This window comes from Microbacterium sp. NPDC089698, from assembly GCF_044749045.1.
Classification (GTDB): Bacteria; Actinomycetota; Actinomycetes; order Actinomycetales; family Microbacteriaceae; genus Microbacterium.
The window spans coordinates 190614-204086 of the sequence record NZ_JBIVHE010000001.1; the positions used below are offsets into that span (position 1 = coordinate 190614).

The 13473-nt window shown below is 71.4% G+C and carries 11 protein-coding genes and 1 other RNA gene; 9 read left to right on the forward strand and 3 right to left on the reverse strand.

What is annotated here, in order from left to right:
* The first annotated feature begins 47 nt into the window (after positions 1-47).
* Positions 48-800 (forward strand): zinc ribbon domain-containing protein, encoded by a 753-nt coding sequence (locus ACIPY5_RS00900; protein WP_400965576.1) that lies wholly within the window; start codon positions 48-50, stop codon positions 798-800.
* 15 nt (positions 801-815) lie between these two features.
* Here ACIPY5_RS00900 and ACIPY5_RS00905 read toward each other — a convergent pair whose 3' ends face one another.
* Complete coding sequence (locus tag ACIPY5_RS00905; RefSeq protein WP_400965579.1) at positions 816-1655, reverse strand: aldo/keto reductase; 840 nt, start codon at positions 1653-1655, stop codon at positions 816-818.
* Positions 1656-1799: 144 nt separating this feature from the next.
* Between ACIPY5_RS00905 and ACIPY5_RS00910 the strand changes: the two genes are divergently transcribed.
* Both ACIPY5_RS00910 and rnpB read left to right on the forward strand, forming a co-directional pair.
* Entirely contained in the window at positions 1800-3530 is a 1731-nt protein-coding gene (locus ACIPY5_RS00910) for a bifunctional 3'-5' exonuclease/DNA polymerase (protein ID WP_400965582.1), read from the forward strand.
* 12 nt (positions 3531-3542) lie between these two features.
* An RNA gene (gene rnpB, locus ACIPY5_RS00915) (RNase P RNA component class A) lies at positions 3543-3906 on the forward strand.
* Between the two features lie 60 nt (positions 3907-3966).
* On the opposite strand, the gene ppgK is transcribed toward rnpB, so the two are convergent.
* On the reverse strand, positions 3967-4710 hold the full coding sequence (gene ppgK / locus ACIPY5_RS00920) for a polyphosphate--glucose phosphotransferase (protein ID WP_309357002.1): 744 nt from the start codon (positions 4708-4710) through the stop codon (positions 3967-3969).
* Between the two features lie 66 nt (positions 4711-4776).
* Here ppgK and ACIPY5_RS00925 point away from each other — a divergent pair, with 66 nt between their 5' ends.
* The 4 genes from ACIPY5_RS00925 to ACIPY5_RS00940 are packed head-to-tail and all read left to right on the forward strand — an operon-like array spanning position 4777 to position 10289.
* Positions 4777-4980, forward strand: coding sequence for an SPOR domain-containing protein (locus tag ACIPY5_RS00925; protein WP_309357001.1), 204 nt, complete (start codon positions 4777-4779; stop codon positions 4978-4980).
* Between the two features lie 5 nt (positions 4981-4985).
* Positions 4986-6323, forward strand: coding sequence for a glutamine synthetase family protein (locus ACIPY5_RS00930; protein WP_309357000.1), 1338 nt, complete (start codon positions 4986-4988; stop codon positions 6321-6323).
* Positions 6324-6335: 12 nt separating this feature from the next.
* The gene (locus tag ACIPY5_RS00935; protein ID WP_400965587.1) at positions 6336-9317 is read left to right on the forward strand and encodes a bifunctional [glutamine synthetase] adenylyltransferase/[glutamine synthetase]-adenylyl-L-tyrosine phosphorylase; all 2982 of its coding nucleotides are present in this window, start codon (positions 6336-6338) and stop codon (positions 9315-9317) included.
* Between the two features lie 48 nt (positions 9318-9365).
* Positions 9366-10289, forward strand: a complete 924-nt coding sequence (locus ACIPY5_RS00940) for a diacylglycerol/lipid kinase family protein (protein WP_400965590.1) — start codon at positions 9366-9368, stop codon at positions 10287-10289.
* A 57-nt stretch (positions 10290-10346) separates the two neighbouring features.
* On the opposite strand, the gene ACIPY5_RS00945 is transcribed toward ACIPY5_RS00940, so the two are convergent.
* Complete coding sequence (locus ACIPY5_RS00945; protein ID WP_309356997.1) at positions 10347-10952, reverse strand: TetR/AcrR family transcriptional regulator; 606 nt, start codon at positions 10950-10952, stop codon at positions 10347-10349.
* Positions 10953-11072: 120 nt separating this feature from the next.
* Here ACIPY5_RS00945 and ACIPY5_RS00950 point away from each other — a divergent pair, with 120 nt between their 5' ends.
* Together ACIPY5_RS00950 and ACIPY5_RS00955 are read left to right on the forward strand one after the other, a co-directional pair.
* Positions 11073-12515, forward strand: coding sequence for an MFS transporter (locus tag ACIPY5_RS00950; RefSeq protein WP_400965593.1), 1443 nt, complete (start codon positions 11073-11075; stop codon positions 12513-12515).
* Positions 12512-13453 carry an alpha/beta hydrolase gene (locus tag ACIPY5_RS00955; protein WP_400965596.1) on the forward strand — a complete coding sequence of 314 codons (942 nt, stop codon included), beginning with the start codon at positions 12512-12514 and terminating at the stop codon, positions 13451-13453. The genes ACIPY5_RS00950 and ACIPY5_RS00955 overlap by 4 nt, the downstream gene beginning before the upstream one ends.
* The last annotated feature ends 20 nt before the right edge of the window (positions 13454-13473 follow it).

Consider the following 13473-nt stretch of genomic DNA (forward strand, 5'->3'; position numbering starts at 1 on the left):
GCGCATGCGCGCGCGGCGGGATGCCCGTCTGGCGTAGGTTTGAGGGCGTGAAAGCCAACCCCGCGCACCAGATCGTGCTCCTCGACATCGCCGACATCGACCGCCGCATCGTGCAGGCCGACTACGCGCGGACCCACCCGGTCCAGGGGGAGCGGATCAACGAGCTCGCCGCCCAGCGGCAGGGCCAGCTGCGCGAGCTGACCGGGCTGTCCGGGCAGCGCGACGACGTGCAGGCGGAGCTCAAGCGTTTGGAGTCGGATGTGGCCCTCGCGGCGCAGCGCCGCGACCGGGACGCCGCGCGGCTCGCCGCGACGCAGAACCCGAAGGATGCGGTCGCGCTCGAGCAGGAGATCGCGAGCCTCGGGCGTCGGATCAGCGATCTCGAGGACGCGGAGCTCGAGCTCATGGGGCGCCTCGAGGATGCGGAGGCCGCCGTCTCGGCCCAGCAGGCGCTGATCGACGAGACGGTGGCGGAGGGCACGCGGCTGACGGCGGAGGCCAAGGCGCTCATCGCCACGGCGACGACGGAGGGCGAGCAGCTCGCCCGGGATCGCGTGGCGCTCGTGGATTCCGTCTCACCCTCGCTCATGGCCGAGTACCAGCGCCGTGTCGGTCGCACGGCGGGCGCGGCCCTGCTGCGACGCGCCACGTGCGAGGGGTGCCGCATGGTGCTCTCCGGCACCGATCTGAACACGATCCGCCAGGCCGCCGACGACGAGGTCGTCTCCTGCCCCGAATGCGGCTGCATCCTGATCCGCACCGAGGAATCAGGGCTGGGGAGCGCCACGCTGGCGGACTGAGCGCGCCGACGCGCCTCAGAACTCCTCGTGGGTGGCGGGATCCGCGCCCCAGAGACGCCCGTCCGGGGCGCCGAGTGCGGTGATCTCGGCGATCTCATCCGCGCTGAGCCGCACCTGGGCGGCCGCGAGGTTCAGTGCCTGATGCTCGGGGGACGCCGCCTTCGGGATCGCCACCACGCCGCGACCCGCGTGCCAGGCCAGCACGGCCTGGGCCGGCGTGATGCCATGGGCGGCGGCGACGCGGGTGATCGCAGGGGTATCGAGCACGTCGCCGGCACGGCCGAGAGGGCTCCACGCCTCCGTGAGGATCCCCTGAGCGCGGTGGTACTCGAGCGCTTCCTCCTGGGGGAACCGCGGGTGCAGTTCGATCTGGTTCACGACGGGCCGCACGCCCGTCGCATCCTCGATGCGCTCGAGGTGCTCCGGCAGGAAGTTCGACACGCCGATCTGGCGCACGAGCCCGCGCTCGCGAGCCTCGATGAGGGCCTGCCACGCCTCGATGTAGGAATCCACGCGCGGCAGCGGCCAGTGGATGAGGAACAGGTCGATCGCGTCGACGCCGAGCCGGAACCGGCTCTCCTCGATCGCGTCGAGCGCCTTCTCCCGCGCGTGGTGGCGCCCGGCGAGCTTCGAGGTCACGATGAGCTCCGCGCGGTCCACGGCGGCGCCGGAGATGCCCCAGCCGACCGCGCCCTCGTTCTCGTAGTTGAAGGCGGAGTCGATGAGCCGGTATCCGCTCTCGATCCCGCTGCGGACCGCGTCCGCACCGGCCTCTCCGCGGAAACCGTAGGTGCCGAGACCTTGCGTGGGCAGGGCGAAGCCGTTGTGGGCGATGAAGGGGGATGCATCGGACATGGGGGACTCCTCTCCGGTGACTCCACGCTAACCGTCCCGGGAGCGGAGCGCCCGGTGGTCGATACATGACGACACACCGGCGGATCCGCGGGGACGCGACGTGGATGCCGTGGCGGGGGTCGAAGAGGGCGTAGATTCGAAGACATGATCGAATCGGCCCCTCCGCACGAGATCGTGCTGGGGCGGTCGGCCCGGCCCGACTCGTGGTCGCTCGTGCTGTTCGACGTGGAGGGGGCCGAGCAGAGCAGGCACGAGATCGCCGCGTCCGAGCTGCCGATCGAGGTCGCCCGCCTCGAGGGGGGTGCGAGCCCGCGCTGGATCGTCCGGCATCTCCGCGAGGTGTACCCGCCGCTGCTCGCCGCGGGGATCAGGATCCGCCGCGCCCACGACCTGCTGCTCTGCCACGCGATCCTCAGGGACACGACGAGCCTCGCAGACCCGATCCCGTCCTCGACGCGCTGGGTCAGGGCGGATCCGCTCGCGACGACCATCGCGACCCCCGCACTGTTCGACCTGCACGAGGTGTCGCCGCAGGACTCCGGCGACGCCTCGGCGGAGATCGACGAGATGCTCGCCGAGTACGCCCGCCAGCGGGCCGCCCTGCGCCGGGCTGCGGACGGTCGCCTCGCGCTGCTGTGCGCGGCCGAGTCCACGGGTGCGCTCATCGCGGAGGAGATGACGGCCGCGGGCCTGCCATGGAGCACCGCGGTGCACGAGCGGCTGCTCGTCGACGCGCTCGGACCGCGCCCGGCGACCGGCGCGCGGCCGATCCGGATGGCCGAGCTCGCGGTCGCGATCGGCGAATCCCTCGAAGACGCCACGGTCAACCCCGACAGCCCGCCGCGACTGCTGAAGTCGCTGCGCCGGGCGGGGATCCTCGTCGACTCCACCTCGCGCTGGGAGCTCGGCGAGATCGAGCACCCCGTGGTCGAACCGCTCCTGGCGTACAAGAAGCTCGCCCGCCTCTACTCGGCCAACGGCTGGTCCTGGCTGGCGGAGTGGGTGCATGAGGAGCGCTTCCGCCCGATCTACCTCACCGGCGGCGTGGTCACCGGCCGCTGGGCGTCGAGCGGAGGGGGCGCGCTGCAGATCCCGCGGAGTCTGCGCCCGGCGGTGCGCGCGGACGACGGCTGGACCCTCGTCTGCGCCGACGTGGCGCAGCTGGAGCCGCGTGTGCTCGCGGCGATGTCGAAGGATCGGGCGATGGCCGCGGCGGCGAGAGGAGCCGACCTCTACGAGGGCGTGGTGCGCTCCGGCGCGGTGCAGACGAGGCAGGAGGCGAAGTACGCCGTCCTGGGTGCGATGTACGGCGCCACGACCGGCCCGAGCGGGAGGCTCGGCCCGAGGCTGCGGAGCGTCTTCCCGCGCGCGATGGCGCTTGTGGACGCGGCGGCGAAGACCGGGGAAGACGGCGGTGTCGTCTCGACACTCCTCGGCCGGAGCTCGCCCCGCCCGGACGCGATGTGGGCGGCCGCGCAGGCGCGCGCGAGCGATCCGGACGCGGACGGCTCCGACGAGCGGGTGGCCCGGAGCAGGGCCAGGGATCGTGGCCGGTTCACGCGCAATTTCGTCGTGCAGGGCACCGCGGCGGAGTGGTCGCTGCTGTGGCTGGCCGAGATCCGGCACCGGCTCTCGGCGTTCCCCGAGGCTCGCGACCCCGTGCCGCGCTCCGGGCCCGTCTTCGCGCGGCGTGCCCACCTGGCCTTCTTCCTGCACGACGAGGTGATCGTGCACGTGCCGCTCGATCAGGCCGAGGAGGCCGCGCGCGCGGTGCAGGACGCGGCCGAAGCGGCGACGCGTCGACTGTTCCCCGGATTCGAGATCGACATCCCGCTCGACCTGCGGATCGCGGAGGACGCGGGCAAGGACTCGTAGACTGGAGTCGAACGGGTCGGCTGGACGGTCGCGTGGCGGGAGACCGCACCGAGGAACGTCCGGGCTCCGCAGGGCAGGGCGGTGGGTAACACCCACCCGGAGCAATCCGCGAGACAGTGCCACAGAGAGAAGACCGCCCCGCAAGGGGTAAGGGTGAAAGGGTGGTGTAAGAGACCACCGGGGGCCGTGGTGACACGGCCCGCCAGGTAAACCTCGCCCGGAGCAAGGCCAGACAGGGGATGATGACGCGGCTCGCCGAGTCCCCGGGTAGGCCGCTGGAGCGGCGCGGCAACGCGTCGCCGAGAGAGATGACCGTCGAAGGGATGCCCCGAGAGGGGCCCCGGCACAGAACCCGGCGTACAGGCCGGCCCGTTCCTCTCACGAAGAAGGCCCGGATCCGCGATCGCGGATCCGGGCCTCTCGGCGTGAGGGGGGCTCAGTCGCCCGCGAGCGAGGCCGCGCCGATGATGCCGGACGAGTTGCGGTGGATCGCGGCGACGATCGGCGTCTTCAGGTCCAGCAGCGGGATGAACTTCTCCGGGTGCTTGGAGACGCCGCCGCCGACCACGAACAGGTCGGGGCTGAACAGGAACTCGACGTGCGAGAAGAAGTCCTGCAGTCGTGCCGACCAGTCCTCCCAGCTCAGCTCGTCGCGCTCCATGGCGGAGTACGCCGCCCACTTCTCGATCGACTCGCCGCGGAAATTCAGGTGGCCGAGCTCGGTGTTCGGCACGAGCACGCCGTCGTAGAGGAAGGCGGAGCCGATGCCGGTGCCCAGCGTCGCGAGGATCGTGAGTCCGCGGGCGTCGCGCGCCGCGCCGTGGCGGCTCTCCGCGACGCCGGCGGCGTCCGCGTCGTTCACGAAGTGGATCTGGCGGCCCAGGCCGTCCTCGAAGAACTGCTCGGCCTCGAAGCCGATCCACTCCTTCGAGATGTTCGCGGCGGACAGCGTCTTGCCGTACTTCACGATCGCCGGGAAGGCCACGCCCAGGGGCAGGGTGGAGTCCTGCACTCCCAGCGTCGTGAGCACCTCCTTGACGGCGGCGAGGACGTCGGCAGGCGCCGCGCCCTTCGGGGTGGGGACCCGGATGCGGTCCGATTCGAGGGTTCCGTGCTCGAGGTCGACGATGCCGGCCTTGATGCCGGTTCCGCCGATGTCCACGCCGATCGCTTTTGCCATGAGCAACAGCCTAGCGAGACGCGGGCGCGCCAGTAGGATCGTGACAAAGGCCCAGGAGGAGCAGCGATGTCCGGCGAGAACAAGTACTGGTTCAACAGCAGCACCGGCGAGGTCGAGTACGGTCTGGAATCGCCGTCGATCGACCGGATCGGCCCGTTCGACACCGCTGAGGAGGCTGCTCGCGCCCCGGAGGTGCTCCAGGAGCGCGCCAAGGCGTGGGCCGACGAGGACGCGGCCGAGGACAACTGGGGCGCGGACGGCGCTCGATGAGCGGGATGGACAAGCAGCGCGACTTCGTGCTGCGCACCATCGAGGAGCGCGGCGTCAAGTTCATCCGGCTCTGGTTCACCGACGTGATCGGCACCCTGAAGTCCGTCGCGATCGCGCCGGCCGAGGTCGAGGGCGCGTTCGCGGAGGGCATCGGGTTCGACGGCTCCGCGATCGAGGGGCTCACGCGCACCTTCGAATCCGATCTGCTCGCGCAGCCGGATCCGACGACGTTCCAGATCCTGCCGTGGCGCGGAGAGATCGATCCGACTGCGCGGATGTTCTGCGACCTGACGACCCCGGACGGACGTCCCGCCGTCGCCGACCCGCGGCACGTGCTCAAGCGCACGCTCGCCAAGGCGGCCGACGCCGGATTCACGTTCTACACGCACCCGGAGATCGAGTTCTACCTGCTGAAGTCGTCGCAGTTCGGACCGGAGGGGCCCGTCCCGGCGGACTCCGCGGGCTACTTCGACAACGTGCCGGGCGGAACGGCGCACGATTTCCGCCGCAGCGCCGTGCGGATGCTGGAGGACCTCGGGATCTCGGTCGAGTACAGCCATCATGAGGGCGGTCCCGGTCAGAACGAGATCGACCTGCGTTACGCGGATGCGCTCACCACGGCCGACAACATCATGACCTTCCGCACCGTGGTCAAGGAGGTGGCGATCGAGCAGGGCGTCTATGCGACGTTCATGCCGAAGCCGCTCAACAACCACCCGGGCAGCGGCATGCACACGCACCTGTCGCTCTTCGAGGGCGACCTGAACGCGTTCTACGAGGAGGGCGCGAGGTACCAGCTCTCCCGTACGGGGCGCCAGTTCATCGCCGGGCTCCTGCGGCACGCCAACGAGATCGCGGCCGTGACGAACCAGTTCGTGAACTCGTACAAGCGGCTCTGGGGCGGGGACGAGGCGCCGAGCTTCGTGACCTGGGGTCACGCCAACCGCTCCGCGCTCATCCGCGTGCCGATGTACAAGCCGAACAAGGGCCAGTCCACGCGCATCGAGTACCGTGCGCTGGATTCGGCCGCCAACCCCTACCTCGCGTACGCGCTGATGCTCGCCGCGGGGCTCAAGGGCATCGAGGAGGGCTACGAGCTGCCGCCCGAGGCCGAGGACAACGTCTGGTCGCTGAGCGACGCCGAGCGCCGCGCGCTCGGCTACGCGCCGCTGCCGGCCAGCCTCGACCACGCGCTCGAGCTCATGGAGGACTCGGAGCTCGTGGCGGAGACCCTCGGCGAACAGGTCTTCACCTACGTGCTGCTGAACAAGCGCAAGGAGTGGGAGGCGTACCGCGGTCAGGTCACGCCGTTCGAGCTCAAGAGCAACCTCGAACTGCTCTGATCGGGTACCGCGGTGCCCCGGTTCGACGACTCTCTCTCGCTGTCCGCGCTCGCGCGGCTCGGCTTCGTGGGGCTGTCCGCGGCGTCCGCGGGGCTGAGTGAGCTCGGAGAGATCACCGGCCTCGCACCCTCGGCGCTGATCACGTCGCTGCGCAGCGCGGATCCCGACGAGGCACTGGCGGGGCTCATCCGGGTCGCGCGCCGTGATCCTTCCGCCATGACCGCCGCGCTGTCCGACGAGGCGGCGCGCCTGCGCGCCTGGGCGGTCTTCGGCGCCTCGCCGGGACTCGGCCGGTTCTTCGAGCGCCGACCGGAGGAGCTCGCACTGCTGCGCGAGGAGCGTGCGGGGCTGCCGAGCGCGGAGCGGCTCCGTGCGACGCTGCTGGCGGCCGTGGGCTCCGCGGACGGCTTCGCCGCGGCCGGCGACGCCGCGGCCCGGGTGCGCCTGCGTGTCGCGTACCGGCGGGCGGTCGCCGGAATCGCGGCCTGGGACCTCGCTGCGGCGGATCCGGTCGAGGCCGTGGGCGCCGTCTCGGCGGCACTCGCGGACGCCGCATCGGCGGCGCTGGAGGCGGGGCTCGCGATCGCCCGCACGGCGGTCGCCGACGGCTCCGCCGACGTACGGGGCGACGTGGCCCTGACGCGGCTCGCGATCATCGGGATGGGCAAGACGGGTGCGCGCGAGCTCAACTACGTGAGCGATGTGGACGTCATCTACGTCGCCGGTACCGCGGACGAGGACCGGTTGTCGGAATCGCGCGCGATCGACATCGCCACCCGGCTCGCCCGCGAGACCATGCAGGCCCTCGCCGGGATCGAGGCGGAGCCTCCGCTCTGGGAGGTCGACGCCGCGCTGCGTCCCGAGGGCAAGCAGGGGGCCCTGGTGCGCTCGCTGGGATCGCACATCGCCTACTACGACCGCTGGGCGAAGAGCTGGGAGTTCCAGGCGCTTCTCAAGGCGCGCGCGATCGCCGGCGATCCTGAGCTGGGCGAGGCCTACGTGAGCGCCGTGCAGCCCAAGGTCTGGTCGAGCGCGGCGCGGGAGGACTTCGTCGGGAGCGTGCAGAGGATGCGCGAGCGCGTCACCGAGCACATCGCGCCCGAGGACGTGCCGTATCAGCTGAAGCTGGGCCCGGGCGGCTTGCGCGACATCGAGTTCACCGTGCAGCTGCTGCAGCTCGTGCACGGACTCACGGATCCGGACATCCGCACCAGGGGAACGCTGGAATCGCTCGACGCGCTGGTCGCCGGAGGGTATATCGGGCGCGCCGAGGCGGGGCTGTTCGCGCACGACTACCGGGTGCTCCGGCTCATCGAGCACCGCCTGCAGCTGCGCGAGATGCAGCGGACGCACCTCGTGCCGCGCGAGGAGGAGGCGCTGCGGGTGCTCGGGCGCGCCACGGGTCTCGCGGAGACCGCGGAAGGCATCCGCGGGGTATGGGAGGACGTGCGCCGCGAGGTGCGCGACCTGCACACCCGTCTGTTCTACCGTCCGCTGCTGAGCGCCGTGGCCTCGCTGCCCGAGGAGGAGCGCACGCTCTCCGCCGACCAGGCGCACGACCGTCTCGCGGCGATCGGCTTCCGCGACCCCGCGGGGGCGCTCCGCCACATCGGCGCACTCACCACGGGTCTCAGCCGCAAGGCGACGATCCAGAAGCACCTGATGCCGATCATGGTGCGCTGGTTCGCCGACGGCACGGACCCCGACTACGGCCTGATCGCATTCCGCCGCATCAGCGAGCGCCTCGGCGACACCCCGTGGTTCCTGCGGATGCTGCGAGACTCCTCGGGCGCCGCGGAGCGGCTCACCCGCGTGCTGTCCTCCTCGCGCTACGTCGGCGAGCTGATGGAGTGGATCCCGGAGTCCGTCGCGTGGCTGGAGAGCACGGAGCAGCTGCGTCCCCGGCCCCGGCCGGCCCTCGACGAGGAGGCCAGGGCGATCCAGACGCGGCACGACACGATCCTCGACGCGATGCGCTCGGTGCGCGCACTGCGGCGGCGCGAGCTGCTGCGCACCGCGATGGGCGCGGTGCTGGATGTGCTCACGATCGACGATGTCGCCCTGGCGCTCACCGGGATCACGGATGCCACGATCCAGGCCGCGCTGCGGGCCGTGCGCCGCGAGGTCGTGCCGGAGGAGGACGACGCCCTGGACTTCTCGGTCATCGGGATGGGGCGCTTCGGCGGTGCGGAGCTCGGGTTCGGCTCCGACGCGGATGTGCTCTTCGTGTACGACCCGAACGGCGTCGAGCCTCAGCGCGCGCAGCAGCTGGCGACGCGCATCGTGGCGGGGCTCCGTGAGCACCTCACGGACCATCGCCTGCCGCTCGACCTCGACGCCGACCTCCGCCCCGAGGGACGCAACGGCCCCCTCGTGCGCACGCTCGACGCCTATGCGGCGTACTACCAGCGCTGGTCGCTGTCCTGGGAGGCGCAGGCGCTGCTGCGCGCGAGAGGCGTCGCGGGCAGCCACAAGCTCATCGAGCGCTTCCTCGTACTCGCCGACGGCGTGCGCTACCCGGAGTCGCTGGATCTGGCCTCGGTGCGGGAGATCAAGCGCATCAAGGCCAGGGTCGAGGGGGAGCGGCTGCCGCAGGGCGTCGATCCGCGCCGCCACCTCAAGCTCGGCCCCGGCACGCTCAGCGACGTGGAGTGGCTGATCCAGATCGTGCAGCTGCAGCACGCGCATGCGGTGCCGGCGCTGCGCACCACGTCGACGCTCGAGGCACTGGACGTCGCCGTGGCGTCGGGGTTCGTGCCCGCGGACTCCGGCGAGCTCCTGCGCGAGGCGTGGCGGCTGTCCAGCCGGCTCCGGTCGGCGATGACGCTGCTCACCGGGCAGACGAAGGACGTGCTCCCGGCCGACCCGCGCGAACTCGACGGCGTGGGAAGGATCCTCGGCTATCCCGATCGCTCCGCGGCAGCCGTGGAAGAGGAGTACCTGCGGGTCACGCGCCGCGCCAGGAAGGTGTTCGAGACGCTGTTCTACGGCTGACGGGCGCTGTGCGCCGCGTTCCCACGGCGGCGCAGAGAGGATGGACTCATGACGATCATCGGCGTGGTCCGCAATCCTGTGAAGCTCGAGTCGGAGGAGGAGGTGCGCGCGGCGATCCTGGAGCGCCTTCCCGATGCCGACGTCCGGGTGTTCGACACCACGGAGGACGACCCGGGCCGGGCGATGGCGGAGGAGGCGATCGATGCCGGGTGCGCGCTCGTCTTCGCCGCAGGGGGAGACGGGACGGTGCGTGCGGTCGCGGGGGTGCTGGCCGGCACCGAGGTCGCGCTCGGGATCCTGCCGCACGGCACGGGCAATCTGCTCGCGCGGAATCTCGGGGTGCCGCTGACGGGGACGTCCGATGCGGTCGCGCACGCCCTCTCCGCCGAATCCCGGCGCATCGACGTGGGCACGATCGAGGTGACCGACGGCGACGCCCAGGGGGAGCACCTGTTCGTCGTGATGGCCGGTCTCGGCCTCGATGCGCGCATGCTCGAGGAGACCGATGAGGAGCTCAAGGCGAAGGCGGGCTGGCTCGCCTACGTGAAGGCGCTCGGAGCGGCGGCGGCGGGCACCGAGCTCGTGCCGGTCGAGCTGAGCATCGACGACGAGCCCCGCGATCGTGCGCGCATCCACACCCTCATGATCGGCAACTGCGGCACGATCCAGGGCGGGATCACGCTGCTGCCCGATGCCGTGCCGGACGATGGCCTGCTGGATCTGCTGCTCATCAGCGCGGACGGCGTCGTGGACTGGTTCGAGACGGTCCGCACCGTGGTGTGGGACAACGGCCTGCGACGGCTCCTGGGCGGCGAGACGAGGAGCACGGATGTGGTGCGGCATGCGTCGGCGCGCCGTGTGGACGTCGAGCTGGGCCGCCCGCAGCCCTTCCAGATCGACGGGGAGGAGCGCGGTCAGGTGCGCTCGTTCACGGCCGGCATCCGTCCCGGGGCCCTGCTGGTCCGCGCCTGAGGCGGTCCCGCACGCGCACCGCGGACGGAGGTGATCAGGGGAGCCACGGCGCGAACGTCAGATCTCGACCACCAGAAAACGCTGGATCTCCTCGCGCACCAGCGCGACCATGTCGACGCCGTCGCGGTTCAGCAGCCACTGGGTCTGGACGCCGTCCGTCAGGGCGATGAGCGTGCGCGCAGCGGACTCCGGATCCGCGCCGGCGACCAGGTCGCCGCGCGTCTGCAGCGCCGTGAACGTGTCGCGGAGGAAGGCGACGGCGAAGCCGTAGCGCTCCCGCAGGTACTCGTGCAGCGGATGGTCGGCGGAGGTGGCCTCGGCCGCGAGCGTCACCTGGAGCTCCACCATCCGCTGGGCGCCCTGGTTGTAGCGGGCCGCCTCGATCCACTGCCTCAGCACCTCGAGGGGATCCTCCGAGGAGGACATCCGGCGGATCGCCTGCTCGTCCCGCCATTCCAGCACGGCGTGCAGGAGGTCGAGCTTGGTCGGGAAGTAGTGCCGCACTCCGGCGTGCGTGAGCCCCGCTTTCGCGGCGACCTCGCGCAATCCACCGGTGCGGTAGCCGGCGGTCGCGAACACCTCGAGGGCCGCCTCCAGGATCGCCGTGCGACGCGCCTCGCCCTTGGGATAGCGCCGCGGTGCGGGGGAGGGATCGGTGGTCACGGGTTCGAGGCTACCCCAGCGGATCCGCGTCGCGGAAGAAAAACCACCCAGCTGGATGGTTGTCTGTTAGTGTCGTCGCCAGTCGAGCCGATCGGGCTCGCTCGATCCCCTGGAGCCACCATGGTCAACGCCGACCCGACGCTCGTCCCCGGCAACCCGGACACGCCTGAACCCGCTCCCGCGCCGGGGACCTCGGCGTTGTACCGGCGCGGGGCGCACTTCCGCCGGTACCGCGCGAGCTATCTGATGGCAGGTCTGTCGATCGCGGCGATCTGGGGTGCGGTGGGCGGCATCCTGCTGCCGCTGCACGTGCAGCAGATCGAGTTCGGGCACTTCTTCACCGGTGCGGACGCGGGCGCTGACCTGCAGTCCCTCACGGCCCTCAAGTACGCGGTCGACGCAGGCAGCACGGTCCCGACCGCGGATCAGAACCGTCTGCTCGGTCTTCTCGCGGAGTTCGAGGCCGCACGGGCGCTGGGCCTGTCGTCGATCGCCGTCGTCTCGTCGATCCTGACGATGCTCATCCAGCCCATCGCCGGGATCCTCTCGGATCGCACGCGCTCGCGCTGGGGACGGCGCGCGCCCTGGATCGTCGCGGGGGCCGTGATCGGGGCCGCCCTCCTCGTGGCGATGCGGTTCTCGCCCACGATCGGGCTGCTTCTCGTGACCTACTCCGTCGCCCAGCTGGGACTCAATCTGGCGTCCGGACCGCTGAACGCGACCGTGGCCGACCGAGTGCCGCCCGCGCAGCGCGGGTCGATGTCGGCGCTGTCCGGTTTCTCCTCGCTCATCGGCGGGGCGATCGGCTCGATCGTCGCCGGGGCGCTGTTCGCGGTCATCGGCCTCGATGCCTACTTCCCCTTCGTCGTCGCCGTGATCGTGTTCACGGTGCTCTTCGTGCTGCTCGCGCGGGATCGATCCTCGCGGAACCTCGTCGTACCGCCGATGACTCCGAAGCAGGTGCTCGTCTCGTTCACCGTCGCCCTCAGGGATCGCGACTTCCGATGGCTGTGGATCGCCAAGGTCGCGCTGTTGTTCGGCGGTGGCGTGTCCGGCGCGTTCGGGATCTACATGCTGCAGAGCTACATCCGGCCGGGGCTGTCGGCCGCCGAGGCCGCGCAGATCTCGCCGTTGCTCGCGATGGCGGGGATCCCCGGCACCGTGGTCGCGCTGCTCGTCGCCGGATGGTGGTCGGATCGGGTCGGACGCCGCAAGCCGTTCGTCATCGGCTCGACGTTCCTGATCGCGGGGTCCATGTTCATCCCGCTGCTCAGTCCGACGCTGCCCGCCCTGTTCATTCAGGGCGTCGTCGCCGGGGTGGGGGTCGGCACGTTCCTCACGGTCGACCAGGCCATGTTCATCGACCTGCTGCCGGATCGTGACGCCGCCGCCCGCGATCTCGGGGTGAGCACGCTGGGCGGCAACCTCGGGCAGGCGCTCGGCCCCCTGCTCGCGGGCGTGGTGGTCGCCGTGACCGGCGGCTACACGGCCCTGTGGATCGTGGCGATCGTGATCGTCGTGATCGCCGCGCTTCTCGTCTTCCCGATCCGGCGGGTGCGATGAGCGCGCTCCCGCCCCCGCTGCGCCCCACCCCGGCGAATCAGCTGCTCGCACGGATGCTGGTGCGCACCGCGGCCCGGTTCATGCCGGATGAGAGCACGTCGAGCGCCGAGCTCATCGCCCTGGACCCGGAGCTCGGGGCCGTGGACGCCGAAGACATCGCGGTACCGGGTCCACGCGGGGAGATCCCGGTGCGCCTGTACCGACGGCGTGACGCGGAGCCCCGCGCGGGCTTCGTCTGGGTGCACGGCGGCGCCTGGATGTTCGGCACGCTCGACTCCCCGGAGGCGCATGCGGTCGCGATGTCGATCGCGGCGCGCGGAATCGCGGTCGCATCCGTCGACTACCGCAAGGCGCGCGGACGCGCGGGGTTCCCGGTCCTCTCCGATGACGTGCTCGCCGCCTGGCAGTGGGTGCACGCCCACGCCGATCGCCTGGGCGCGACGCCGGAGCGCCTGCACCTGGGCGGTGCGAGTGCAGGCGCCAACCTCGCCACGGGTGTGGTGCGACGACTCCTCGCGACGGGCGAGCAGCCGCCGGCCACCCTGGTCGCCGCATACCCGCTGCTGCACTTCGATCTGCCTCCCCTCCCGGAGGATCTCATCACCGCTCTCGAGCGCACGCCGCCGCCGTTCCGCTTCACCCCGCGCATGGTGAGCCTCCTCAACCTCAACTGGGCCGGGGTCCGGTATCACGAGGATCCCGTCGCCTTCCCGGCACTCGGACCGCTGGATCGCCTGCCGCCCACCTTCGTGATGGACGCCGAGTCCGATGAGCTGCGGGCGTCGTCGGCGGCGTTCGCTGCCGCACTGCAGGCGGCCGGCGTCGAAACGCGCTACGAGACGGTGCCCGGCACCTTCCACGGCTACCTGGCGCAGCCGGGGACCCCCGCCGCGCAGGACGGGATCCGCCGGATCGTCCACTGGATCGACGAGCACTGACCAGCAGGTCCCACCGACAC